This is a genomic window from Prevotella sp. KH2C16 (genome assembly GCF_900113305.1).
Classification (GTDB): Bacteria; Bacteroidota; Bacteroidia; order Bacteroidales; family Bacteroidaceae; genus Prevotella.
The window spans coordinates 160,382-184,291 of the sequence record NZ_FOOW01000003.1 but is presented as its reverse complement, the minus strand read 5'-3'; the positions used below and the strand labels follow the sequence as shown (position 1 = coordinate 184,291).

Genomic DNA, 23,910 nt, shown 5'->3' with positions numbered 1-23,910 from the left:
TATATATTAGTAATTAATTTCAAACAAGACAAACAAATGAGAAAGGTAGTTTTATTCGCAGCAGCATGTGCATTGCTTGCTGCTTGTGGAAATGGAAAGACCGCGGGAAATGCGGACGGTGTTGATTCTTTAGACTCTGTAGCTGTTGATTCGGCTGTTTACACGGGTGTTACGCCGGCTGCCGACTGCTTCGGCATTCGTTATCGGGTGGCCTTGGCGCAGGATTCTACCAATGGATTCAGCCTCTCCGAGGAGTATCTGAAGTCTGAGAACGAGGTAGATACGGCTTTTACCTATTCGGGTACAGCCAAGGTTATGGAGAGCCAGGACAAGTCGGGGAAGACCTACTATGTGCTGCGCACAGGTAAGGGGAATGAGGCTTACAACTTCCTCCAGCTCAACGATTCCACCTTGCGCATGGTGAATGCGGAGTTGAAGGAGGCCGTAACAGGCGCTGAGAACTATGACCTGAAGCTCCAGAAATAAGTCTTTTTTGGGCGTGTCATGCCCGCGAGGGATGCATTGAGCTGTCTTTTCCGATAGCGGAAATGCATCTCCATTGAGCTTATAGCGGCCAACTGGTTGACAAAATCGGCGAGATTGTCAGGCAAAATCGCCGATTTTGAACAACGAAATCGCCGATTTTGTCATCCTCCTTGCCGCTGGTTGCAACGCAAGGAGTTTTTGCTCCTGTTGTAGCGGCTATTCTCCGTCAGTGATTTTTTTGTCAAGGCAGATAGTGGATATTAGAAAAGAAATCACTAACTTTGCGGATGTGTGCATGGGTTTGGGTTCCATGCCTGATGGATTTAGTGCTTATGAAGAAGATTGCATTCCTGCTTCTCATTCTTGTCGGCTGTTCCGAACCCCGTGGAATCATTCGGCCGCACGACCTCTTGGGCGACTGGCAGAGCGTAAGCCGTCGGCCGCTGAACATGTCGGCGACGCTCTCCTTTACCGATTCTGATGCCTACTACGACCCTGCCATAGGCGACACGAGCATGTGGTTCCAGTCATTCAAGGTCGTGGGCGATACGCTCCTGCTTGACTATCAGGGCATCCATACTTATCGCTGCCTCCTCCGGGAGTTGCACGACAGCGTTCTGGTGATTCAGGGACTTCCCTGGCGCGAGCGTCCCGAGAAGTTTATCCGTCATTCCGCAACCCGTTCTAAATAAAATTCCTATATTTGCAAACATGAAGACTTACGGCTTTTTACTTACTATGATGCTCCTTGCCGTTGTGCTCTCCGAATGTTCCGGGAAAGCCGGCCGACAGGGCAGGAATGCTCCACAACCGGCTATGGCGGGAGTAGAAAGGACTGATACGGGGAAATATCCTTTGGATTCCTTGGATGTGGTGATGCCGGATACCCTTGAGGAAGTGGCCTGGTTGATTGACAACCGTCATTCCCGGTTTCATGCGTTGACACCGAAGGAGGTTGCCCAGACCAGAAACCTTCTGAAAAAATATATTGACAGCGGACAATATGAGGCTGACCATCGGCAGCCTGGGGATGTCAGTTTCTCCGGGAGCAGACTGCCTCTTCCTCTGGAAAAGTATGCCCGCCAGTATGTCGGTTACGAGCAGGCGGGGCATGTGAAGGTGTTTGTTCAGCTGAATGCGGTGTGTACCTATGGGGCTTCCTTGCACAATCTTCATCATCGCTTGCTGTATGTTAAGGATGGGGGACACTACTTCGGTGATGCTACGGTTGACCTCACGGCGGACAGAGTGGAGCAGTTTGATTTAAACGGAGAGGGCTAACGGACTGAAGGAAACTATTCTATGGCAAGATATTTACTAAAGTGCGTCGCCACGCTGCTGATTGTCTTTGCCTTCATGTTTGGCACAATCTTCAGCTTTGATTCCCCTGCGTTGTGGCAGAATATTGTCTGTCTGGCGGGAAATTTTATCCTGTGGGGCGGGTCGCTCTATCTGTTATGGAGGAAATAAGTCGGAGATAGAAAGCTTAAAGAGTTTTGACGACAAAAGAGAAGACGATGATTCCTAAACGAAAAATTATCCTGATTGGTGTGCTCTGCAACCTGTTGGTGATTGCGGTAGTCCTTTTGCTTGTTTGGATTCGTCCCGAATGGAAAGTCATACTGCTGAATATCACATGGATGCTCCTTGTGCTGGAAATCGTCGTCTATACCAATTACTTCACGCGGGAGCGGAAGTTTAAGGATCTCTATAGGGCTGCTTTCCCCGATTGCGACAGCGACCCTTCCTTTCGCCAGCTGTGGTCTGCCCTCCCGGATTCGGGAATACCCCCTACATTCAGTCGGCGTTATGGTGATACCTCGATAACTTACACGCTGTTATCGCGCAAGATTTATATCCGGTTTATCCGTCGTTTCTGGATAGGAAGGCGGCTTTTCGTCCATCTCCATTTTACGGCTGCCCTGCCCGTAGACACCCCGGAGAAGGCATACAGGCAGGCCGAGCGCATTCTGAAAGCCGTCAAAGCGCGGTGGATAGACCCCATAAAAGGGGCGGAAACATCGTGGGAACATCACTGGAATGTAGCATTGCTCTATCATTATGCCATTCCCTTGGGACGGATAGACGGCTCCGTCCTTCGGCAGATAGACGCGGAACTAAAGACGCTGCTTACCTCCGCTCCGTTCGTAGACAACTGGAGATATGTCAAGGAGTCGTATGCCGACGGTGAATGGTGGTGCTGCGAATATCTGGGCCTCTATCAGAGGCGGTCTGTTTATTATCAGAAAGATGAAGGCTATACCATTTCCTCCGGGGAAGAAATCTGCGACGAGGGGCTGGATTATATAGGTCTGGCCGTAACTATGATAACAAAGGACGAATTTGAAAGCATCTATCGGCAGGCCTCGGCGGCACTTCAATCCTAAACAGAGATTACTTGGAAAGAAACTGAAAGTATGCGGAAAAAAGCTCTTATACCGTTCGCCATATTGGCGGGAGTGGTTATTATCACAACCATCATAGGCCTCTATACCTCGAGGGAGGCCGACAAGGCTCAGGAATCATATCTGACTGATACGACTTATACGGCTGAGAAGAAGCATTCTTACAGCGGGTTGACCGACAGCATTATGTCTTATGACATCCAAAGACTATACTCCGTGTACAGAGGGGTGCAACGGAACACGGAGGTTGTGCCGCAAGATTACTTAGGGGCACCCGACTCCCTGGGCTATGTGGAGAACTATTATCCCGGCAAGCGGATACATAGTCGGGGCTGGTTTGCTTTTTTCGATAATCGTGCAAGCGAAAGGATTCCCGTGGGGGAGTGGCGTTACTATGATGCGTCGGGCAGGGTATACAAGCGCTTTTATCCGTTCACCATCGGTAAAGACAGCGTGCCGGGGCAGATAGAGGTGGAAATCAATCAAGAAAACATCGACCATCTGTTCCGCTTGATAGCCCACGGATTACAGCATCCTTAAGTCTATTGGCATTTAAAGGATGACGGGGCAATCCCTCCGCAGGAGCTCTGCTCCTTATGGCAGGAGCAGAGTTTTCACGCAGACAGGCTTTTTGAGCACGATGTCCTGATGGGTATTCGTGAGCATTCCGGTCTCGCTGTCGATGCGATATACCTGGATGAGGTTGCTGTCTCGACACGCACATAGGAGGTATTTGCCGTTAGGAGTGATGCAGAAGTTGCGCGGGTGTATGCCCGTGAGCTGGTAACCCACCTTGGTGAGCAACCCGTTGACGGGATTCACCTTGAAGATTGAGATGCCGTCAGCTTTCAGTCGGTTGCTGGAATAGAGGAAACGACCGTCAGGGGAGAGATGAATGTCAGCGCCGCCCCCGCCGTTTACGGAGTCGGAAGCTACGGTCTGAAGATGCTTCAGGGTGCCGTGCTCGTTGGCAAAGACCGTTACCGTGCCCGCGAGTTCACTCATTACATAAACTCGCTTTTCGTCTTTTGACAGTTCTATATGCCGTGGACCGGAGTTCTTCTCTACCTTTCCGGCCACCCCTTCGTAGCTTACTTCCGAACCGTTAACCCCGAAACGGAGCACTTGATCTGCGCTGAAGTCGGTGGCAAGGATGCGTCCGTCGCTCAAGAAGCGTGCCATGTGGATATGGGCTGAGCTCTGCTGGGGACGCTCGCCACTCTGATGACCCCGACAGACGGCCGTTGCTTTGCCCAGTCGGCCTCCCTTCAAGATGGGGAAAACAGTCATGCTGCCTCCCGTATAGTTGGCCGTAAGGGCAAGCTCTCCATTCGTTTCCACATAGCAAGGATCCTCGCCGTGGGTGAGGACGGTATTCAGCAGCTTCATCTTACCCGTCTTGGGCTTGAAGCGGATGGCGTTCAAAGCTGCTGTGGCATCGCTGTTTTCGCTTACCGCATAGATATAACGGCCGCCCTGCGAGAGGTTCAGGTAAGAGGGATTCTTCACTTCGAGGGAGTCGAGGAGTGATGCCCTGCCGTTCTCTTGATTGAAGGAAAGGCTGTAGATGCCATGGCTTCCGCTGTCGGTATAGGTGCCTACGAGGAGTCGGATTTCGTCTCCTGCCCACGATCCCATAACTGTGAGGCCGAGTAATAGTGTGAGTGTGATTCGTTTCATGATATGTTTATTTCTTTAAAATGAAGATTATTTTCCGGATGCCGAAAGGCTCTGGCGGGTCTTTTCGTGGGTGTTGCTGGTAGAGATAGTCCTTCGGGATGCCGTATTCCTTGGTGAATGGATTGTATTTGATGTCTTCCTCGTCCAGGGTATTGAAGTATCCAGCTTTCCACATGAGCAGGTACATGGTGTGGTGAAGCTGCTTGTAGTCGGGCGATTGCTTGTCTATGTCATTGCCGAAATGGCTCATGGAGATCTCTGCCTCCCCTGATTTGAGGTAGAAGCGTGAGTCGTTGGGCACGAGATGACGGTCTGTGATAAAGCGGATGTAGTCCTTGAACAGCTGGTAATAGGTCGAATCCAACTCTATGGTGTCGTTCACGGCCTGCCTTTCAGACAGGCCTTTCAACTTCTCGAACGAGATGGAGATGTTAAATTCAGGGTAGCCCCTGAAATAGCTTACCACGATGGAATCGGTAAGAATCTGTGTCGTATCTTCTTTTTGGCGGCCACACGAGTAGCACAGAGCGACAAGGATGATAATAAAGAGTAGCTCCTTCTTCATCTGACTATGATTTTTTCTTTGTCCGGGCTATAGGTCAAGATACCGTTGCACCCTTTCAAGATAGTCGCTGAGGTTGCCCCCGTCTACGAAACAGTGGTCTACATAGATTCCTATCGGCATCACCCAGCGCCCCTCACGTTTGACCACCTTGCCCACATTCAGTAGCGGCCAGTCGCTGCCGAGGCCAGGCTTGTGGAAGGTATAGGTAATGCTCGTGAAATAGAGCTTGGGCGTCGCGGAGATGTTGATGACGCCTGTTTCTCCCGTTTCAATCAGCTTTCGGTTGACCCCGTATGGGTCGCCGTCCTCGGGAATATGACTGCTTATCTCCCTTACTGTATCATAGAAGGCAGCATAATCCTCTATATAGGGGACGAGGGCGGTATAGAATGTCTTGCCGGGAACGGCAAAGGGCACCGTCGCTTCGATTTTGTCGAACCACACCACGCCTTCTCCGTCGGGCCGGTAGCCGAATTCTTTCACCTCGTTGGCAGCCCGAAGCAGGGCATAGAGATACTTCGTGAAAAACGAGGTGTGGTTCACCTTTGCCTCTTCAAAGGCTTTCGTGCAGTCCACTTCGGATGTAATGCTATACCAGCTATTGGCAAAATCGCTCATGAAACGCCAGTTGTCGCGGCGCTCCCAAGTTTCAATTTCAACTTTATGCTTCATGTTTTTAATTCCTGAATATCATGGATGTAAACTCTTTCAGGTAGATTCTCCAGTTCCGCCAGATGTGTCCGCCGTCGGTCTCACGATAGTAATACGGGTAGTGGTTGGCATCAAGCTTCGCCCGCAGGTCTTTGTTGGCCTTGTAGAGGAAGTCTGTCTTGCCAATAGCGATATAGTAAAGCGCCGGCTTCTGCGTGAAGAGGGCTTTCAGTTTGCCGTCCATATCCTCGTAGACAGGCGAGCCTGCCTTCGGATTCCTGATTGCCGCGGAGAACAAACCCACATAATTGAACCAGTCGGGGTGGTTAGCCGAGAGCCAGAAAGAATGGAAACCTCCCATGGAAAGTCCTGCTACGGCACGATGCTTCTTGTCGGCCTGTACTCGATAATGGCTTTCCACAAACTGGATGATGTCGCCAAAGGAGCCCTCGTAGCTGCCTTCCATGGTTCGCGGAAGATTGAAGTTGGGCTGTTCCGGCAGTCCGGCCTTCTCCCCGGGAGCCGCTTCCTGCGAAATGTTACCATTGGGCATCACCACCAGCATGGGCTTGGCCTTCCCCTGGGCGATGAGATTATCGAGAACCTGTGTCGCCCTTCCGAGCATCGGCCAGGCTTCCTCGTCTCCGCCCATGCCGTGAAGCAGATAGAGTACGGGATATTTCTGCTTGCCGTCTTCATAGCCGGCCGGGGTGTAGACGGTCATCCTCCGCTGGGCTCCGGCCTGCTGATACCACACCTTGCTCACGGTTCCATGCCTGACATTGCCCACGATATAAGGATTCGTTTCAGCGTCTCCGATGAGGAAGATGTCCATATTGGTGTTTACATCCCGGATTCTGAAGATGTTCTGCGGGTCGTTCACCCTGACCCCGTCGACCAGGAACCAGTAAAAATAGAGTTCCGGATCAAGGGCGGGCGTAGTATAGCTCCACACGCCGAGGGAGTCTTTCTTCATTTTCACCGACCCCTGTACTTCCTGCCCGTTACGCACTTGGGCTGGCAGGCAGTCGCCTGTTATCTGAACCTCCTTTGCCATCGGGGCAAAGAGGCGGAAAGTTACGGTGCGGTCAGCATGTACCTGCGGGGATACGATGGGCGTTTTAGGCTCAAACAGAGATTGTTGGGCTCTGATGGGAATCACCACTATCAGAGCAGTCAATAGCAGCAAACATTTTTTCATACGACTTCCATTTTTTAAGATTTTATTTGTCGCAAAGATAGTTATTTTTATTGAAAACATGCGGAAATTAGGCGTTTTTTCAGAATATTTGTTATGTGTCCGTTTCCTGAAAAATGCCTTCGTACCTTGCCGTTTCTGATATTTTTCAGTATCTTTGCCCAATGATAAGGCAATCAGGCCTTATCGGTTAAAAATCAGACAGATGCAGAAAATACTTTTGTTGACGGTATTCCTATTGTTTTCATGGGATGCCGATGCTGAGAAAGGCTTGCCGGATTCCGTGGCGCATTGGACGCTTGCTCAGGCAGCAGCCTACTATCAGGCGCACGGAGAGCAGCGGGATGAACTTCGCCCGTTGCTGGTGCGGCAGTATATGAGCCGCAAGGACACGATGAGTTATGGCCAGCTGCGCTCCCTGCGGCGGGCTTTCTGGAATACCGACTTGCAGGATTCGGTCAATACCATGTATCTGAAGCGGCGTGAGGAGTTGCTGTCGCAGATACAGGCAGAGGCGCAGGGACATTGCGAGGCGGAGCTGGATTCGCTGGAAATGCTCAAGACGCGCTGCAAGCAACAGATGGACAATATGATAGGGAAGAGCATCGAGGGAGCCTTCAAGGGGTTGATGGGTGGATTTCTTCCCGACGGGAGGGCGGATGTGGAGCGTCTGTATAGAGGTCATTGTGAGGCAAACATTCTGGTGAAGGATATCAAAGCTTTTCTCGCTCCTTATATTTCCCGATTTGTAAGCCGTGTGAATGTGGCACGAAAAGACTATATCAACAGGGTTGCGGGCTATTATGCGGCATCGGGGAACTATAAGGTTCCGCCTTTCGGATATGCCATTAAGCGTGTGCCTGTCGATTGTCCGACAGACGACTTGATGCAGTTGGTGGCCTTGCAAGGCAAGGTAGACTGGTTCCGCATCGGCATCACGCCGTCGGCCCTGGCCGTTCCAGGTACGGGCGTGTCGTTGCTTCAGGGGCAGCCGTTGCTGACGGAGAGCCAGGCCAACAAGAACGGCGACTCGCGCAAGCTGGCTCCCATCGTGAACAGGATTGCCGCGGCAACGGCCACGAACATTCGTAAGTCGGTCTATCAGACCGTGGATGCTGTCTTTGCCACGGTTGCCCAGAAGATAAAAGCCAGTCAACCGTCATTTCAGGGGATGGTGGAAAGCAAGTATTAGGTCATGGATAAGCCTGCCGTCGGTTGCCGCCCTTGGGATAGCGGGTGATGAATCGTATGATTACACACGGCATGTAATGGCATTACAAGCCGTGTGTAATCGTGTTACACGCCGTTTGTAACAATGCGGGTAGCCGTCTTTCGTCCCTGGGGAGGCCGCCGTTGCGCCTCCTCCTGTCAGAATTCAAGCAGGATTCTTGCATTGATCTGCCGTCCTGTGAGATAGTTGGGCACGGCATACTGCTGGCTGGTTACATCGGTAATCCAGTAGTATGAGTTCACATTATTAATGCCGAAGAGATTCAGGCAGTCAACGCCCAGCCAGAGATTCTTCAATGCGATGCGCGAGTGGCGGTCTTCATTGTTCACGAGGCGGTAGCTCATACCGATGTCGGCACGCTTGTAGGCCGGTGCCCGGAACGAGTTGCGCTCCAGCTCACGATGGGGAGCGGAGAAGGGCAGGCCGTCTGCAAAAGCCAGCTTCAGGTTCATCTTCCATCGTGTGGTGCCCGGGAAATAGTCGGTGAAGAACAGGTTCACGGCCCATTTCTGGTCGGTGGGCAGCGGCAGGGAACGGCCGTTGAGGTTCATCTTCGTGTCCATCAGTGAGAGGGTTATCCACGAGTCTGTGCCCGGAACGAACTCTCCGTAGAGCTTGAGGTCGAGTCCCATGGCATGTCCGCTGCACGCATTGTCGCCGTAATAGACCACCTTCACATTGTTCACGGAATAAGGCACGAGGTTTTGCAATATCTTATAGTACGCTTCGGCAGAGAATCTGAAGGGTCGGTTCATCATTCGGAACCGATAGTCCAGCCCCGCAATGAAGTGCAGGGAGCGCTGGCTCTTGATGCTGCGGTTGAGCGTTGCCGCCGTGATATGCTCAACGGTGGCGGTGTCGCGGAGCTCTTTGAAGAATGGAGCCTGATAATAAAGGCCGGTCGCGAAGCGGAACATCAGATGGTCGTTGAAGGCAGGGATGATGCCCAGCGACAGTCGGGGGGAGACGATGGTCTCGCCGTTGAAGTTCCAATGGCTCATTCGGAGGCCGTAGTTCAGCGTGTAATGCGTCTGTGCTGAGTCGCTGCCGCTGCTGAAGCGCCAGGTGTCCTGCAGATAGGCTTCCATGCGCGTGGCGTTCAGTTCGTTACGGGCTTTCATGGAATAAATCATGTAGAGGTCTTTTCCCGTATGCGGGACGCTATAGCCGGCGGAGTCTCGCATCTCGTATTCTACGGAGTTTTCCTTGATGCGCTCACGCTTCAAGGTCAGCGCGGCTTCAATGGCATGCCTGCGGGTCCTATGGTTCAGCATCACTTTCCCGCTCATCACCGTCGCCTCAAGGTAGTTGCGGGCATGCTCAAAGTAAGTTCCCACTCCGAGGTTCTCGCTTGTCTCGGTCTGGGTGAGCCAGTATTGCCCCTGAATGTCGTATCTCTCTTGCTCCTTGGTGTGGTATGCCGAGGCCAGGAGCTTTAGTGAAGTCTTGTCGGATAAATGGTAGGTAAGACCGAGGGAACCGAAGAATGTGCGGAAAAGATCTTTCTCCTGACCGTCAAAATAGACGGTGAAGTTCTTCACATTCTCCATCGTTCCGAAGTTCGTGTTCCGGTTGGTGGGGAAGAAGTTGTAATGGCTGTCTGAGATGTTTCCGATGAAGTCTATCTCCCAGTACCTGTTCGGCCGATAGTTCAGGTAGGTTTGATAGTCGAGGAAGTTGGGGGCGTATTCCCCTTTTTCCTCCAGGGAGCCGAGCAGATACTTGGTGGTCTTGTAGCGGATGCCGTTCAACCATGACACTTTCTTGTTGGCAAGAGCCGCATAGGCACTTGCCCCTAACATGGAGGCAGACAGCGAGGCCTCGAATTTTTCGGGGCGTTTGTAGGTAATGTCAAGGGCTGACGACATCTTGTCTCCATACCGGGCCTCGAATCCACCGGTAGAGAAACCGATGCGCTCTACCATGTCAGGATTGATGATGGAGAGCCCTTCCTGCTGTCCGCTGCGGACAAGGAACGGACGATAGACCTCGATGTTGTTGATGTAGACGCTGTTCTCGTTGAAGGAGCCGCCGCGGACATTGTACTGGGAACTCAACTCGCTGTGCGTGCTTACCCCCGCCTGCGACTGCACCATGCCCTCCACGGCGTTGCCGGACGCATTGGCAGTCATCTTCATGTCTTTGGTCTTGAGCTCCTGCGTCTGGCCGCTCTGGATTCTTTCACCCTTTACCTGCACATCGCTCAGAGTGATGTTGTCGTCATAGAGGACGACTTGCAATGTCTGCCTGCCTTTCGGATGGCGGAGCACGCGCGTCTTGCTTCGGTATCCGATCATGGAGAATCTCACGACAACGGAGTCTGCCGACTGCAAGGTTAGCTGAAATTCGCCCTTGAGTGAAGTCATCGTAGCCTTGCCTTGTGCCAGACACGACACGGAGGCCAGTTCTATGGGGTTGTTCTTGTCGTCGGTTACCCGTCCCTGTAATGTGAATGACTGGGCAGCCGTTTGCAGAATGCAAGAGAAAAGGAATATGCAGAATGCTAATACTTTCTTCATCATAACTTTACTAACGCACGAAATGGGATATTATTGCGCCGGACCCCAGCGGCTCTTGATCGTAGTCTTTCCTATTCTCGATACCACCAGGAAAGCAGCCCGTTGAGCCAGCCTACGGAGAATCGGAACCACCGATATTTGGCGACGGGCTTTCCCCCGAAGCTGAGAATGAAGTCCCGGAACCTGTTTTTACGGAAGGGTAAGCCTACATCAAGGAAGTACATGTGGGCATAGTTATGCTCATAAGCGTGTCGGAGAGCCTTCCAGATGGTCATGCGGTCAGGGTGAATCAGCGGATGGCTTTTACGCTTGGACGCAAGATACCACATGTAGGCGTTGCCCTCGGAATAGGCACAGGCACACCCGCCAATGACCTTCTCCTTGTAAACCGTTATGAAAATCTTTGCGTTTTCGCTGTTATGGAGCTCTGCAAACTGGTCTTCCGGCGGGATGAGCCTTCGCATCTTCATGCGATAGAATCCACTGAGCATCTTGTAGAAGGCGTGAACATCCTCCTCGCTTTCCGCTTCACGCGTCTCAACGCCCATCTTATAGCTCTTCGTGATGCCTCTTATCATTCTGCCGGAGAGCCTTTCTTCCGGCGATTTGGAGTGCAGGGAGTTGTGGATTTCCTGCCAGTGTACGGGGAAATATTTATTCTGGCGGAAGTGCTTATACCCAAACATTTTCTGAGAGATGTCGCTTACTTCGATGAAAAAACAGAGTTTTCGGCGAAATTTGCGCGTGATGGACTTTAGAAGAAGCCCGAAAACCTCTTCCTTGCTTGCTTTTTCCGAATACTCTCCTTCGCCGTATATGCGCCCTTGCGTGAAGACATAGGGAGGAAACCAAGAGCCCCGCCGGCGGAGCATGGCAAGCATATGCCCGACAATCTTGCCGGACTCGTTGCTTGCAACGGCCATGTAGGGCGATTGCCCGGGCGTCTTCTCAATGATTTGGAAAAGTTCCGTGCTGTGGAAGAAATTGCTTGGAGAAAGTTCCGGCAGGTCTTCACTTCTCGTAAAAATTTTCACGGTCAGCATATGGATTCGGGTCGTCTTTGATTGTTTATACTGCAAAAATACGAAAAGTTTTGTAAAAGTGGATAGGTTTCGGTTTAAAATCGTATCTTTGCATAGATATAAGAAAGAGGAAAATATTATATTTGTCGCGAAAAAGTAAAGTAAAATGATAAACTTCGATCTTAAGGAAATTCGAGCCGTTATCTTTGATATTGACGGTGTGCTTTCCGCGAACACCATCAATATGGACGGTGAGGGACAGCCTTTACGCACGCTGAATATCAAAGACGGATATGCTATTCAGCTGGCTCAAAAAATGGGACTTCGGGTCGCAATACTTACCGGAGGGCATTCAGAAGCAATTGAAAAACGGTATCGTTATCTGGGCGTAGAGGATATTTACATGCATTGTTCCGTGAAGGTGAAAGCCTATCACGATTTCTTAGATAAGCATGGATTGAAGAATGAGGAGATTCTCTATATGGGAGACGATATTCCAGACTTCGAGGTAATGAGCCTTGTGGGCTGTCCGTGCTGCCCTCGGGATGCCGCACAGGAAATTAAAGATATTTCGTTGTATGTCAGTGATTTAAATGGTGGCTATGGATGTGGGCGTGATGTAATAGAGCAAGTGTTGAAGGCACAAGGCAAATGGCTGAATGACGCGAAGGCTTTCGGATGGTGATAGAAGCTGCTAAGGAAAGGAATCATGTTTGATGTTTCTTCTGACAGCTTCCGGAATATTCGGAAGCAACCGTAAATCGTGTGGAAAAGAGTTTGATATAATGGATTCATTAATGAAAAAGAAGAATGTTTGAGAACTATAAGATAATCTTAGCATCGAACTCCCCCAGGAGAAAGGAGCTCCTTGCAGGTCTGGACATAGCCTTCGAGGTAAAGGTCGTTCCAGGTATAGAAGAGGACTATCCGCAAAATCTTCCCGTGGAAGAGATACCGGAGTATATCTCCCGTGAAAAGGCCTCGGCATACCGTGCTGTAGGAAACGAGTTGATTATTACAGCGGATACCGTCGTAGTCTTAGGAAAGGAGGTGCTTGGAAAGCCTGCTGATGATGCTGGCGCCATCACGATGCTTCGCAAACTGAGCGGAAAGACCCATCGCGTGATAACGGGAGTAACGCTCACAACGGCGGCCAGACAGCGTTCTTTTCATGTAACGACCGAGGTAACCTTTAAGTCGTTTACGGAAGAGGAAATCTTGTATTATGTCAATCGCTATCATCCGTTGGACAAGGCTGGTGCCTATGGGATCCAGGAATGGATAGGCTATATCGGCGTAACGGGGCTGAAAGGAAGCTTCTTCAATGTAATGGGGCTTCCCGTCCAGAGAATCTACGAGGAGATAGCCAGGCTCTGAGACTAAAACAGGCGAAAGACACTCCCTCTCAAAGAAGTGGCAAGGACGGATTCCCCTAAGCATTTGAGACTTTTTCCGAGAAAACACTCAGGCATAGGCCTTTTTGCCATAAAGTTTCTTAAATAATAGGATTTGGGAAACTTTTTTAATATAATTTATTACCTTATTTTCTCTTCTATTCCCCAAATGTGCTACTTTTGCACTAAATTTTAATCATAGGATAAAAGAAAGACAATTATGGCAGAAGCTATTGATATCCGGGAATTGAATGTCCGGATAGAACAACAAAGCGGATTCGTTACCAATCTCGTAACTGGCATGGATCGCGTAATCGTGGGGCAAAAACATCTCATCGACTCACTTCTCATCTCCCTGTTGAGCGACGGACACATACTTCTGGAAGGTGTACCAGGCCTGGCAAAAACCCTTGCCATCAAGACCCTTTCACAACTTATTGATGCCGATTACAGCCGTATTCAGTTTACTCCGGATTTGTTACCGGCCGATGTTGTCGGTACTTTGATTTACAGTCAAAAGGACGAGAAGTTTCAGGTGAAGAAAGGACCGGTGTTTGCCAACTTCGTATTGGCTGATGAGATAAACCGTGCCCCGGCAAAGGTGCAGAGTGCCTTGCTCGAAGCCATGCAGGAGCATCAGGTTACTATAGGTGAGCAGACTTTCAACTTGCCGAAGCCGTTCCTCGTAATGGCTACGCAGAATCCTATTGAGCAAGAGGGCACCTATGAGTTGCCGGAGGCCCAAGTAGACCGTTTCATGCTGAAGGTTGTTATCGGGTATCCTACGATAGATGAAGAGAAGCTCATTATCCGTGAGAACCTGCAGGATAACCTCCCGACGGTAACGCCTGTAACTACCTCCGACGAGATTCTAAAGGCTCGTGAGGTTGTGAATCAGGTTTACATCGACGAGAAAATAGAACAGTATATTGCCGATATTGTCTTCGCGACGCGCTATCCCGAGCGTTATGGATTGGGTGAGCTGAAGGACATGATAACTTTTGGAGGAAGTCCGCGTGCCAGCATCAATCTTGCCAAGGCCTCCCGCGCCTATGCCTTTATCAAGCATCGTGGCTATGTGGTTCCGGAGGATGTGCGCGCGATAGCACATGATGTCTTACGCCATCGCATCGGACTGTCTTATGAGGCAGAGGCAAGCAATGTAACTTCTGAGGAGATTATAAGTAAGATTATTAATAAAGTAGAAGTGCCATAAGCATTCGGAAAAGAAATAGAGTCTGAAGATGGAAACATCTGAAATACTAAAGAAAGTCAGAAAAATCGAGATCAAGACCCGTGGACTGAGCCAGAATATCTTTGCAGGGCAATACCACTCTGCCTTTAAGGGGCGTGGTATGGCTTTCTCTGAGGTGCGTGAGTATCAGTTCGGCGATGATGTCCGTGATATCGACTGGAATGTTACGGCTCGTTTCCATCGCCCCTATGTAAAAATCTTTGAGGAAGAACGGGAACTTACGGTGATGCTCCTCATTGATGTTTCTGGCTCTCTCGACTTTGGAACAAACCGACAGATGAAGCGCGATATGGCCACGGAAATTGCTTCCACGCTGGCTTTCTCGGCTATCCAGAACAATGATAAAATTGGAGTCATCTTTTTCTCTGACCGTATAGAGAAGTATATTCCACCAAAGAAAGGACGCAAGCATATTCTTTACATTATCCGTGAGATGCTCGATTTTGAGCCCCAGAGCAAGAAGACTGATGTGGGAATGGCTATAGAGTACTTGACGAGAGTTATGAAGCGTCGCTGTACGGCTTTCATTTTGAGCGACTTCTATAGCCGTGAAGATTTTCTTCAGCGAGTTCAGATTGCGAACCAGAAACATGACCTGGTTGCTATTCAAGTGTATGATCCTTTGGCAAGGAGACTGCCTGATGTAGGCTTGATGAAAGTTCGCGATGCGGAGACCGGCCATGAGATGATAATCGATACATCCAGTAAGAAGCTTCGTCAGGCTCATACTCGCTACTGGGTGGAGCGTGAGGAGTCTCTTAATCAGATTTTTGCCAAGAGCAAAGTCGACTGGATCTCAATAGCGACGAATGAGGATTATGTCCGTTCAATGATGTTGTTATTTGCCCGGCGGGGAAACTAAGTAGGTTGGTGAAATGAGAATGTTACGAAATATAATCAGTTTGTTCTGTGTGGTATGTAGTCTTACGGCAACAGCCCAGATATCAGTAGAGCAGCAGATAGATTCTATAGGGATCCTTATCGGACAGCAGGCGCATCTCTCTGTAAAAGTTACCGCACCGAAAGGAGCCCGCATCCAATGGCCAGAGTTTAAGCCCTCTCAATATATTACGCCGGGAGTAGAGGTGTTGGAAGCCTCAAATGCCGATACAGCTAATCTTGACAATAATCTTATGGCTGTAACTAAGGCTTTCACCATAACCTCTTTCGACGAGAAGCTTTATCCGATTCCGGGAATAAAGGTTAAGGTGAATGGCAAAACCTATACGGGGAATACTTCGGCATTGAAGGTGATAACGGTGGATGTGGATACGCTACACCCTAACCAGTTCTTCCCTCCTAAGGATGTACAGGATAATCCCTTTATGTGGAATGAGTGGAGCTGTATTTTCTGGTTGAGCGTCTTTCTGCTGATCTTATGCGTGTTAGCTGTCTATCTCTTTGTGAGATTGAAACAGAACAAGCCTGTTATTGCAAAAGTCCGTATTGTGAAAAAAATCCTTCCACACCAAAAGGCCCTTAATGCAATCGATAGAATAAAGGCAGAACATTTGCAGCGTTCGGAAGATCAGAAGACTTATTACACGCAGCTGACGGATACCTTGCGCCGCTATATCAACGAGCGTTTTGGCTTCAATGCCATGGAGATGACCTCGTCTGAAATTATAGAGCATTTACAACAAAACGGCGACCAGACGATGATAAACGAATTGAGAGAGTTGTTCCAGACAGCGGACCTTGTGAAGTTTGCCAAATACCAGTCGCTGATTAACGAAAACGATCTCAACCTTGTGAATGCTATAAATTTCATTGACGGGACGAAACTCGAGGGACAGCCGACTGAAGAGCGCATTATTCCTCAAATTACCGAGGAAGCAAAGCGGAGTCGGAAATCCCGTATGGCTATTCTGGCAGCCATCTGCATTATTGCGGTCAGTGTCGTGGCATTACTGGTATATGTCATTTACAGTGCTTATCAATTAGTGAACTAAAATGGAATTTGCAAGTAAAGAATACTTTTTGCTATTGCTCTTGCTGATACCATATATACTATGGTATTTCCTCTATCGGAAAAAGAATGAGCCGACGATGCAGATGAGTGATACCTACACTTATCAGTATGCGCCAAAGAGTTGGCGTATGCGCATTATCGACCTCCCTATGATACTTCGATGCATTTGTTTCACGCTCGTGATTATTGTACTGGCTCGTCCTCAGACTCATAATGCATGGGATCAGCGGACAGCCGAGGGTATAGACATTATGCTTGCAATGGATGTATCGACCTCAATGCTTGCCGAGGATTTGAAGCCCAACCGTATGGAGGCTGCCAAGGATGTGGCATCTGAATTCATCTCTGACCGGCCTGACGATAATATTGGTTTAACGATTTTTGCTGGTGAATCGTTTACCCAGTGTCCCATGACCACTGACCATTCTTCACTGATCAATCTGCTTCGCAATGTCCGTACCGATATTGCCGCCCGAGGCTTGATTCAAGATGGAACGGCAGTAGGAATGGGACTGGCCAATGCCGTAAGTCGGCTAAAGGAGTCGAAGGCGAAGAGTAAGGTTGTCATCTTGCTTACCGATGGTTCAAACAACATGGGAGATATCTCGCCGATGACGGCTGCTCAGATTGCGAAAAGCCTTGGTATTCGTGTCTATACTATTGGAGTGGGCACGAACAAGGTCGCTCCGTATCCGATGCCCGTCGCTGGCGGGGTTCAATATGTGAACATTCCCGTGGAAATCGATACCAAGACACTCAGTAATATTGCTGCGACAACCGAGGGAAACTTTTATCGTGCAACTAACAATGCTGAGCTCAAGAAGATTTATAAGGACATAGACAAACTGGAAAAGAGCAAGATTGATGTAAAGAAATTCTCTAAATGGCATGAGGCCTATCAGCCTTTTGCCATTGCAGCTATCGTTGTTCTTTTACTAGAAATCTTATTGCGTACAACAATATTAAGAAGAATACCGTAATGTTCAGATTTGAAAATCCCATATATCTCTGGCTGTTGCTTATCATACCTATATTGGTATTGATTAGGTTTCTGGTCTGGCGACGCAGGAAGAGACAGTTTCGTTTGCTTGGCGACGCAGAGCTTCTTAAATTGTTGATGCCTGATGTGTCGAGAGTCCGTCCAATGGTTAAGTTTGGTCTGCTGCTTGCTGTTTTGGCTTTGCTTGTCCTCATGCTTGCCCGCCCACAGATGGGAAGTAAGATTTCTCACGAAAAGCGCAATGGCATAGAGACCATTATAGCCTTGGACATATCAAATTCTATGCGCGCGGAGGATGTGGTTCCGTCCCGTTTGGACAAGAGTAAACTGCTCGTTGAAAATCTCGTTGATAACTTCACTAATGATAAGATTGGTCTTGTGGTCTTTGCCGGGGATGCTTTTGTGCAGTTGCCGATTACTAGTGATTATGTTTCAGCGAAGATGTTTCTTCAGAATATCGATCCTTCGCTGATTGCAACCCAGGGTACGGACATTGCCCGTGCCATCAACCTCTCCATGAAGAGTTTCACACAGCAGGATAAAGTAGGGCGTGCTATTATTGTCATTACCGATGGGGAAGATCATGAGGGAGGCGGCGTTGAGGCTGCGAAAGAAGCCAAGAAGAAAGGCATCAATGTCTTTATTCTTGGAGTAGGCGATCCTAAAGGGAGCCCAATTCCCACGGGGAGTGGAGGATATATGAAAGATAGAGATGGGCAGACCGTTATGTCGGCCCTTAATGAACAGATGTGCCAAGAGGTGGCCAAGGCTGGGAGTGGAACTTATATTCATGTTGATAATACCTCCGACGCCCAGGAAAAGCTCAATGACCAACTTGCCAAGTTGCAAAAAGGAGATACCAGCAGCGTAGTCTACAGTGAATATAATGAGCAGTTTCAAGCCTTTGGAATCCTTGCCGTTCTGTTGCTCATTCTTGAAGTGCTGGTTTTGGAGTCAAAGAATCCGCTTCTGAAGAATATAAAATTGTTTAAGAAGAAATGAAGTTTTTGAGATATATAGTTTTGTCCTTTGCCTGCATGGCAGCACTCAGCGTCAATGCACAGAGCGATCGGGCGTTTGTCCGTCAGGGGAATCGCCTCTATCGCCAGCAAGCTTTTGACAAGGCAGAGGTGGAATACAGGAAAGCCCTGTCCAAAAACACTTCCAATCCCCAGGCGCTCTATAACCTCGGCTGCGCCCTTATGATGCAGAACAAGGACTCCGCAGCCATTGTACAATATGAAAACGCGGCGAAAATAGAACAGGGGAAAATACGCAAGGCAAAAATATATCATAATATGGGCGTAATTTGTCAACGGCACCAGATGTTTGCCGAAGCCATCAAGGCTTACGAGGAAAGTCTTCGCAACAATCCTGCTGACGATGAGACACGCTATAACCTTGCCCTCTGTAAACGCCAGCAGAAACAACAACAGCAAGAGGGTGGCGGACAGAGCAATAAAAATGATAAAAACAAGGACAAAAAGAAACAGCAGAAGCAACAGCAGGAAAAGCAAGAGCAAAGTTCTAAGCAGCAGTCCCCGAAGGAACAGATGAGCAAGGAGAATGCCGAGCAACTTCTGAATGCTGCCATGCAGGAGGAAAAAGCTACTCAACAGCGCATGAAAGAAAAGATGCGCCAGCCACAGAAAAGGCAACTTCAGAAGAACTGGTAGGCTTATGTATAGTAGATGCCGCATGGAGGCGGAATTGAAATTTAGAATATAGAAATCGATGAAAAATAGAAGATTGACAGATATACGGAATATGGCCTTACATCCTTCTCAGGGAAGGATGTACAGTCTTTCATTATTCCTCTTGTTGCTCCTCCCTTCTTTTATTAAGGCGCAGCAAGTCTTGGTGTCTGCTCCTTCGCGTGTTTCGGTAGGAGAGAATTTTCGAATATCTTATACCGTGAATACGCGGGATGTAGAGGATTTCCGCTCTGGGCTTAAAAGTACAGAAGAGGTGGAGGTGATAGCCGGGCCTTACACCTCTCAGCAATCGAGTTATCAGATGATTAATGGTCATACAAGTTCTTCTTCTTCTATCACTTACACTTATACTCTCTATGCCAACCAAAATGGAACATTCACCATTCCGCCAGCCCATGTGCGGATAGGAGGTAAGTCTATTTCTTCACAAGCGCGCAAGGTAGTCATTTCCGGTCATGCTCAGACAAGTGGCAATTCTGCTCCCCGCATGCACGAAGAAGATCGCCCACAGATGCGTAGCGCAGGTTCAAGGATCTCGGGCAACGATCTTTTTATTAAAGTAAGTGCCAATAAAAGACATGTCCATGAGCAGGAGCCAATCCTGCTTACCTATAAGGTGTATACCTTGTTGGACCTTACTCAGCTTGAAGGTAAGATGCCTGACCTTACAGGTTTTCATACTCAAGAGGTAAAGCTTCCCCAACAGAAGAGTTTCCATATAGAGAATGTGAATGGCCGGAATTACCGGTGTGTTACTTGGAGCCAATATGTGATGTATCCCCAGATGACGGGTAAGTTGGAAATTCCGAGCATTACTTTCCATGGCATCGTTGTTCAGGAGAACCGTGCGGTCGATCCGTTTGAAGCCTTTTTTAATGGAGGCTCGGGATATATAGAAGTGAAGCGCGACATTGTTGCACCCAGTATTACGGTTCAGGTTGATCCTCTTCCCGAGCGTCCTGCTGGATTTTCGGGTGGAGTGGGCAGATTTAATATCTCTGCCCAGATAGATAAGACCAGTGTCCAGGCTGGTGATCCAGTCAATTTGCGTATAGTAATTGGCGGAACCGGAAATCTAAAGCTTATCAAACAGCCTGTTGTCCAGTTCCCCAAAGACTTTGACAAGTATGACGCTAAGGTTACCGACAAGACCAAACTTACGGCAAATGGTGTTGAGGGAAATATGATTTACGACATTCTTGCCGTGCCTCGCAATCAGGGGAAATATGAAATTCCCCCTGTGGAGCTGAGCTATTATGATACATCGGCAAATGCTTATAAGACATTGAAGACGAAGCCGTTTACCATTGAGGTTGCCCCGGGTAATGGCAAGGCAGCCAATATGGCTGATTATGCAGATCAGCAGGATAAGGATATTCATGGAATCATGACGGGAAATAGTTCTCTGCATGCCGTGGATAGCTTTTTCTTTGGGAGTACGGCTTATTGGATAAGTTTGCTTATTCCACTGATTGCATTCATCGCCCTGCTTATTATTTTCCGCAAGCGTGCGATTGAAAATTCCGATATCGTGGCCGTGCGCGGCAAAAAAGCCAGCAAGGTGGCTACAAAACGCCTGAAGAAGGCCAACCAGCTTATGCTGCGAGGACAGCAGAGTGAGTTCTACGACGAGGTTCTTCGTGCCCTTTGGGGATATGTGGGAGATAAGTTGAATATGCCTGTCGAGAAACTTTCTCGTGATAATATCGCGGAAAATCTCTCAAGTCATCAAGTTGACGAACTTACTGTCGGCAAGTTTATCGATGCCCTTGATGAGTGTGAATTCATGCGCTATGCCCCAGGTGATGCATCAGGCAATATGAATAAGACTTTTGAGTTGGCCATGACAGCTATCATGGAGATAGAAAATGTGATGAAAAAGAAGAAGACATCAACGAAGTTGAATATGGTGATTCTGCTTTTTGGGGGGATGATGCTTTTCCCTGGTACGCTCTTTGGCAGTATTACGAAGCAGAGTGCCGACCAGCTTTACAAGACCGGCAATTACCAACAGGCAATCAAGGAGTATAGTGAATTGCTGAAGAAGGGTGTTTCACCAGAACTGTATTATAATCTTGGCAATGCTTATTTCCGTACGGACAACATTACTCAGGCCGTACTGGCCTATGAGCGGGCCCACATGCTTTCGCCAGGTAATGAGGATATAAACTTTAATTTACAGTTTGCCCGAAGCAAGACCATTGATAAGATAACACCGGAGAGTGAGATGTTCTTTGTAACCTGGTATCGCTCCGCGGTTAATTTCACGAGTGTAGACCATTGGGCGTATGTTGGTTTGGCTTGCATCATCCTGGCTCTTGTTCTCTTTTTATCCTATCTTTTTGCTTCACGGATGTTGCTCCGCAAGGTGGGTTTCTTCGGGTCAGTCATCTTTTTTCTCATTTTCATTCTAAGTAATATCTTCGCCTATCAGCAGAAGGCTGCCCTTGGAAATCGTAGTGGGGCTATCGTGATTGCTCCTGCGGTGAATGTAAAGAAAACCCCTTCTAAAGGCGGAACTGACGACTTTGTCATTCATGAAGGAACCCGGGTTGATATTACCGATAAGAGCATGCAGGAGTGGCGAGGCATTCATCTTGCCGATGGGCGTGAAGGCTGGATATTGACGAATCAGATAGAAGAGATTTAGCCAATGACGCATGCATTTCCCATAGGAATAGACCAGACCTTGCTGCAATTCTTCAATGGCAGCGACTCCCTTTTTCTGGATGGCATGATGGCTGCCCTTACCGATGGGCTTACCTGGATTCCGCTCTATCTGGCGTTGCTTTACATGGTGATAAAGAATAATGAGACGATGGAGCAGATATTCCTCACTATCGGCTGCTTGTTTTTGTGCATCTTGCTGGCCGACGGGATGGCTGATGGCATAGTGAAGCCTCTCTTTGCGCGCCTTCGTCCCTCATATGATCCGCTTGTCATGGACCATCTCGACTTACTCGATACTCGTGGTACGGGCTATTCGTTCTTCTCTGCCCATGCGGCCAACACAATGTCTTTGGCCGTGTTTCTCAGCCTTTTGGTCAGAGACAAGGTGTTTAATTTCTTTATTATCGCCTGGGCATTGCTAAACGGCTATACCCGTCTTTATCTCGGTGTGCATTATCCTTCGGATATCCTTGTCGGATTCCTGTGGGGGGCGGTGTCAGGCCTTATTGCTTATTTTGTTTGGCATAAGGTTTATTTCAAAATAAGTCCGGGACTCAACTATGTCTCGTCCCAATACACCCGTACGGGCTATGCGCTCTCTGATGCAGATGTTGTCATAACGGTAATGGCATTTACATTAATATGCAGCATGGTGTTTGCAATTGTGGGATAAGCTCTTCCATGGATTGTAATGAGTGAGAGATAAGATTCAAACAGTAAATGGATACAAAGCATATACAGATTTCTGATTATAACTATCCGCTTCCAGATGAGCGGATAGCCAAGTTCCCCATTGCCCGGCGCGACCATAGCAAGTTGCTGCTCTATAAGCATGGCGAGGTGGGCGAGGATGTCTTCTACAACCTTCCCAAGCATCTCCCGACGGGGGCATTGATGGTGATGAACAATACACGGGTCATTCAGGCGCGCATCCACTTCCGTAAAGATACGGGAGCCTTAATTGAAGTTTTCCTGATGGAACCTGCTGATCCTGTCGACTACGAGCAGATGTTTCAGATGCGCGGGCATTGCTCGTGGCTGTGCATGGTGGGTAATCTCAAGAAGTGGAAGGAGGGGGCGTTGCACCGCAGGTTCTCCATCAAGGGGCATGATTTCACTCTTTCTGCCCGGATGTCGCGCGGGCGTAGCACCCATAGTGCCACAGGCACGAATTATTGGGTGGACTTCGACTGGGACTCCACCGATGTCAGCTTTGCCGAAATACTTGAGGCCGTGGGCGAACTGCCTATCCCTCCTTACTTGAATCGCGAGACCCAGGAGAGCGATAAAACTTCTTACCAGACGGTCTACAGTAAGATCAAGGGCTCTGTTGCCGCCCCTACGGCGGGGCTTCACTTTACTGACGCCGTGCTTGCAGAACTCGACAAAAAGGGCATTGAGCGCGACGAGCTCACGCTCCATGTAGGGGCGGGCACCTTCAAGCCCGTGAAGAGCGTGGAGATAGAGGCTCATGAGATGCACAGCGAGTATATTGTCGTGCACAGGCACACTTTCGAGCGTCTGCTCAGCCACGACTGCCAGGCCATAGCCGTGGGTACTACCAGTGTACGGACACTGGAAAGCCTGTATTATATAGGTGTAAAGTTGCAGCTCCATCCCGCGGCTTCCGAGGAGGACCTGCATGTTACCCAATGGGAGGCTTACGACCTACCGCACGACGAAAAGGGGCTGGTGCTCGTGGAGGGCAGGGCTGTGAGCAGGCAGCAAGCCATTCAGAATATTCTGGACTATCTTGACGCTAACGGCTTGGAGGCCTTGCACGGCAGCACCCAGATTATCATCGCTCCCGGCTATACCTATAAGATAGTGAAGGCGCTCATTACTAATTTCCACCAGCCACAGAGCACGCTGCTTCTTCTGGTCAGCGCATTCGTGAAAGGCGACTGGCGCCGTATTTACGATTATGCGCTCAGCCACGATTTCCGCTTCCTCAGTTATGGCGACAGCTCCCTGCTCATTCCGTAGGCTTGGCAGCCCGGACAGAGGAGGAAAAATAAGCTTCGATTACCGGGCTTGTAATTCTCTGTCGGACTGCAAGCGGCAAACAGGCTGACAAATTCGGCGATTTTGTCCGACGAAATCGCCGAGATTGTCCATCCTTTTCGCCGATTTTGTCAAACACAAGG

Annotated in this window: 24 protein-coding genes; 18 read left to right on the top strand and 6 right to left on the bottom strand. The window is 49.1% G+C overall.

The window, feature by feature from the left end; genetic code table 11:
* The first annotated feature begins 36 nt into the window (after positions 1–36).
* The 6 genes from BM114_RS03680 to BM114_RS03660 all read left to right on the top strand — a co-directional run bounded on the left by BM114_RS03680 (position 37) and on the right by BM114_RS03660 (position 3,431).
* A complete protein-coding gene (locus BM114_RS03680) occupies positions 37–486 on the top strand; it encodes a copper resistance protein NlpE N-terminal domain-containing protein (RefSeq protein WP_092110630.1) in 450 nt (149 codons plus the stop codon).
* Positions 487–818: 332 nt separating this feature from the next.
* The gene (locus tag BM114_RS03675) at positions 819–1,178 is read left to right on the top strand and encodes a hypothetical protein (RefSeq protein ID WP_143089241.1); all 360 of its coding nucleotides are present in this window, start codon (positions 819–821) and stop codon (positions 1,176–1,178) included.
* Positions 1,179–1,197: 19 nt separating this feature from the next.
* Entirely contained in the window at positions 1,198–1,767 is a 570-nt protein-coding gene (locus tag BM114_RS03670; RefSeq protein WP_143089240.1) for a hypothetical protein, read from the top strand.
* Between the two features lie 21 nt (positions 1,768–1,788).
* On the top strand, positions 1,789–1,956 hold the full coding sequence (locus BM114_RS14275; protein ID WP_177207036.1) for a hypothetical protein: 168 nt from the start codon (positions 1,789–1,791) through the stop codon (positions 1,954–1,956).
* Positions 1,957–1,982: 26 nt separating this feature from the next.
* Positions 1,983–2,873: a hypothetical protein gene (locus BM114_RS03665; RefSeq protein ID WP_143089239.1), complete on the top strand. Its 891-nt coding sequence runs from the start codon at positions 1,983–1,985 to the stop codon at positions 2,871–2,873.
* A gap of 30 nt (positions 2,874–2,903) precedes the next feature.
* Complete coding sequence (locus BM114_RS03660) at positions 2,904–3,431, top strand: hypothetical protein (protein WP_092110521.1); 528 nt, start codon at positions 2,904–2,906, stop codon at positions 3,429–3,431.
* A gap of 54 nt (positions 3,432–3,485) precedes the next feature.
* On the opposite strand, the gene BM114_RS03655 is transcribed toward BM114_RS03660, so the two are convergent.
* From BM114_RS03655 to BM114_RS03640, 4 genes are read right to left on the bottom strand one after another with little or no spacing between them, the layout of a single operon-like run.
* On the bottom strand, positions 3,486–4,571 hold the full coding sequence (locus BM114_RS03655; protein ID WP_092110519.1) for a lactonase family protein: 1,086 nt from the start codon (positions 4,569–4,571) through the stop codon (positions 3,486–3,488).
* 7 nt (positions 4,572–4,578) lie between these two features.
* Positions 4,579–5,136 (bottom strand): hypothetical protein, encoded by a 558-nt coding sequence (locus BM114_RS03650; protein WP_092110517.1) that lies wholly within the window; start codon positions 5,134–5,136, stop codon positions 4,579–4,581.
* Between the two features lie 27 nt (positions 5,137–5,163).
* Positions 5,164–5,808 (bottom strand): CatA-like O-acetyltransferase, encoded by a 645-nt coding sequence (locus tag BM114_RS03645; RefSeq protein WP_092110515.1) that lies wholly within the window; start codon positions 5,806–5,808, stop codon positions 5,164–5,166.
* Positions 5,809–5,812: 4 nt separating this feature from the next.
* Positions 5,813–6,988, bottom strand: a complete 1,176-nt coding sequence (locus BM114_RS03640) for an esterase (RefSeq protein WP_092110511.1) — start codon at positions 6,986–6,988, stop codon at positions 5,813–5,815.
* A 202-nt stretch (positions 6,989–7,190) separates the two neighbouring features.
* On the opposite strand from BM114_RS03640, the gene BM114_RS03635 reads away from it, so the two are divergent.
* Positions 7,191–8,177, top strand: a complete 987-nt coding sequence (locus BM114_RS03635) for a hypothetical protein (protein WP_143089238.1) — start codon at positions 7,191–7,193, stop codon at positions 8,175–8,177.
* Between the two features lie 176 nt (positions 8,178–8,353).
* On the opposite strand, the gene BM114_RS03630 is transcribed toward BM114_RS03635, so the two are convergent.
* Positions 8,354–10,735: a TonB-dependent receptor gene (locus BM114_RS03630; RefSeq protein ID WP_369808394.1), complete on the bottom strand. Its 2,382-nt coding sequence runs from the start codon at positions 10,733–10,735 to the stop codon at positions 8,354–8,356.
* Between the two features lie 71 nt (positions 10,736–10,806).
* A complete protein-coding gene (locus BM114_RS03625; protein WP_092110505.1) occupies positions 10,807–11,778 on the bottom strand; it encodes a GNAT family N-acetyltransferase in 972 nt (323 codons plus the stop codon).
* Positions 11,779–11,923: 145 nt separating this feature from the next.
* Here BM114_RS03625 and BM114_RS03620 point away from each other — a divergent pair, with 145 nt between their 5' ends.
* The 11 genes from BM114_RS03620 (at position 11,924) to BM114_RS03570 (ending at position 23,749) form a co-directional block, all read left to right on the top strand.
* Complete coding sequence (locus BM114_RS03620) at positions 11,924–12,442, top strand: KdsC family phosphatase (protein WP_092110503.1); 519 nt, start codon at positions 11,924–11,926, stop codon at positions 12,440–12,442.
* Between the two features lie 125 nt (positions 12,443–12,567).
* Positions 12,568–13,134 (top strand): Maf-like protein, encoded by a 567-nt coding sequence (locus tag BM114_RS03615; protein ID WP_092110501.1) that lies wholly within the window; start codon positions 12,568–12,570, stop codon positions 13,132–13,134.
* A 237-nt stretch (positions 13,135–13,371) separates the two neighbouring features.
* Entirely contained in the window at positions 13,372–14,367 is a 996-nt protein-coding gene (locus tag BM114_RS03610) for an AAA family ATPase (RefSeq protein ID WP_092110499.1), read from the top strand.
* A 28-nt stretch (positions 14,368–14,395) separates the two neighbouring features.
* The gene (locus BM114_RS03605; RefSeq protein WP_092110497.1) at positions 14,396–15,268 is read left to right on the top strand and encodes a DUF58 domain-containing protein; all 873 of its coding nucleotides are present in this window, start codon (positions 14,396–14,398) and stop codon (positions 15,266–15,268) included.
* A gap of 19 nt (positions 15,269–15,287) precedes the next feature.
* A complete protein-coding gene (locus BM114_RS03600; RefSeq protein WP_092110628.1) occupies positions 15,288–16,358 on the top strand; it encodes a DUF4381 family protein in 1,071 nt (356 codons plus the stop codon).
* A gap of 1 nt (position 16,359) precedes the next feature.
* Positions 16,360–17,358: a vWA domain-containing protein gene (locus BM114_RS03595; RefSeq protein ID WP_092110495.1), complete on the top strand. Its 999-nt coding sequence runs from the start codon at positions 16,360–16,362 to the stop codon at positions 17,356–17,358.
* Positions 17,358–18,380, top strand: coding sequence for a VWA domain-containing protein (locus BM114_RS03590; RefSeq protein WP_092110493.1), 1,023 nt, complete (start codon positions 17,358–17,360; stop codon positions 18,378–18,380). Before BM114_RS03595 ends, BM114_RS03590 begins: the two co-directional genes overlap by 1 nt.
* On the top strand, positions 18,377–19,054 hold the full coding sequence (locus tag BM114_RS03585; protein ID WP_092110490.1) for a tetratricopeptide repeat protein: 678 nt from the start codon (positions 18,377–18,379) through the stop codon (positions 19,052–19,054). Before BM114_RS03590 ends, BM114_RS03585 begins: the two co-directional genes overlap by 4 nt.
* A gap of 118 nt (positions 19,055–19,172) precedes the next feature.
* Positions 19,173–21,743 (top strand): BatD family protein, encoded by a 2,571-nt coding sequence (locus tag BM114_RS03580; protein WP_092110627.1) that lies wholly within the window; start codon positions 19,173–19,175, stop codon positions 21,741–21,743.
* 3 nt (positions 21,744–21,746) lie between these two features.
* Positions 21,747–22,436 (top strand): phosphatase PAP2 family protein, encoded by a 690-nt coding sequence (locus tag BM114_RS03575; RefSeq protein WP_092110488.1) that lies wholly within the window; start codon positions 21,747–21,749, stop codon positions 22,434–22,436.
* 47 nt (positions 22,437–22,483) lie between these two features.
* Positions 22,484–23,749, top strand: coding sequence for an S-adenosylmethionine:tRNA ribosyltransferase-isomerase (locus BM114_RS03570; protein ID WP_092110486.1), 1,266 nt, complete (start codon positions 22,484–22,486; stop codon positions 23,747–23,749).
* The last annotated feature ends 161 nt before the right edge of the window (positions 23,750–23,910 follow it).

What these genes read in the sequence shown, in the direction of transcription:
- BM114_RS03580 (WP_092110627.1), top strand. Translation starts at nt 19,173, where the DNA reads ATGTACAGTCTTTCATTATTCCTCTTGTTGCTCCTCCCTTCTTTTATT.
- BM114_RS03670 (WP_143089240.1), top strand. Translation starts at nt 1,198, where the DNA reads ATGAAGACTTACGGCTTTTTACTTACTATGATGCTCCTTGCCGTTGTG.
- BM114_RS03600 (WP_092110628.1), top strand. Translation starts at nt 15,288, where the DNA reads ATGTTACGAAATATAATCAGTTTGTTCTGTGTGGTATGTAGTCTTACG.
- BM114_RS03625 (WP_092110505.1), bottom strand. Translation starts at nt 11,778, where the DNA reads ATGCTGACCGTGAAAATTTTTACGAGAAGTGAAGACCTGCCGGAACTT.
- BM114_RS03605 (WP_092110497.1), top strand. Translation starts at nt 14,396, where the DNA reads ATGGAAACATCTGAAATACTAAAGAAAGTCAGAAAAATCGAGATCAAG.
- BM114_RS03595 (WP_092110495.1), top strand. Translation starts at nt 16,360, where the DNA reads ATGGAATTTGCAAGTAAAGAATACTTTTTGCTATTGCTCTTGCTGATA.
- BM114_RS03655 (WP_092110519.1), bottom strand. Translation starts at nt 4,571, where the DNA reads ATGAAACGAATCACACTCACACTATTACTCGGCCTCACAGTTATGGGA.
- BM114_RS03575 (WP_092110488.1), top strand. Translation starts at nt 21,747, where the DNA reads ATGACGCATGCATTTCCCATAGGAATAGACCAGACCTTGCTGCAATTC.
- BM114_RS03630 (WP_369808394.1), bottom strand. Translation starts at nt 10,735, where the DNA reads ATGAAGAAAGTATTAGCATTCTGCATATTCCTTTTCTCTTGCATTCTG.
- BM114_RS03645 (WP_092110515.1), bottom strand. Translation starts at nt 5,808, where the DNA reads ATGAAGCATAAAGTTGAAATTGAAACTTGGGAGCGCCGCGACAACTGG.
- BM114_RS03675 (WP_143089241.1), top strand. Translation starts at nt 819, where the DNA reads ATGAAGAAGATTGCATTCCTGCTTCTCATTCTTGTCGGCTGTTCCGAA.
- BM114_RS03635 (WP_143089238.1), top strand. Translation starts at nt 7,191, where the DNA reads ATGCAGAAAATACTTTTGTTGACGGTATTCCTATTGTTTTCATGGGAT.
- BM114_RS03680 (WP_092110630.1), top strand. Translation starts at nt 37, where the DNA reads ATGAGAAAGGTAGTTTTATTCGCAGCAGCATGTGCATTGCTTGCTGCT.
- BM114_RS03620 (WP_092110503.1), top strand. Translation starts at nt 11,924, where the DNA reads ATGATAAACTTCGATCTTAAGGAAATTCGAGCCGTTATCTTTGATATT.
- BM114_RS03570 (WP_092110486.1), top strand. Translation starts at nt 22,484, where the DNA reads ATGGATACAAAGCATATACAGATTTCTGATTATAACTATCCGCTTCCA.
- BM114_RS14275 (WP_177207036.1), top strand. Translation starts at nt 1,789, where the DNA reads ATGGCAAGATATTTACTAAAGTGCGTCGCCACGCTGCTGATTGTCTTT.
- BM114_RS03640 (WP_092110511.1), bottom strand. Translation starts at nt 6,988, where the DNA reads ATGAAAAAATGTTTGCTGCTATTGACTGCTCTGATAGTGGTGATTCCC.
- BM114_RS03610 (WP_092110499.1), top strand. Translation starts at nt 13,372, where the DNA reads ATGGCAGAAGCTATTGATATCCGGGAATTGAATGTCCGGATAGAACAA.
- BM114_RS03590 (WP_092110493.1), top strand. Translation starts at nt 17,358, where the DNA reads ATGTTCAGATTTGAAAATCCCATATATCTCTGGCTGTTGCTTATCATA.
- BM114_RS03660 (WP_092110521.1), top strand. Translation starts at nt 2,904, where the DNA reads ATGCGGAAAAAAGCTCTTATACCGTTCGCCATATTGGCGGGAGTGGTT.
- BM114_RS03650 (WP_092110517.1), bottom strand. Translation starts at nt 5,136, where the DNA reads ATGAAGAAGGAGCTACTCTTTATTATCATCCTTGTCGCTCTGTGCTAC.
- BM114_RS03585 (WP_092110490.1), top strand. Translation starts at nt 18,377, where the DNA reads ATGAAGTTTTTGAGATATATAGTTTTGTCCTTTGCCTGCATGGCAGCA.
- BM114_RS03615 (WP_092110501.1), top strand. Translation starts at nt 12,568, where the DNA reads ATGTTTGAGAACTATAAGATAATCTTAGCATCGAACTCCCCCAGGAGA.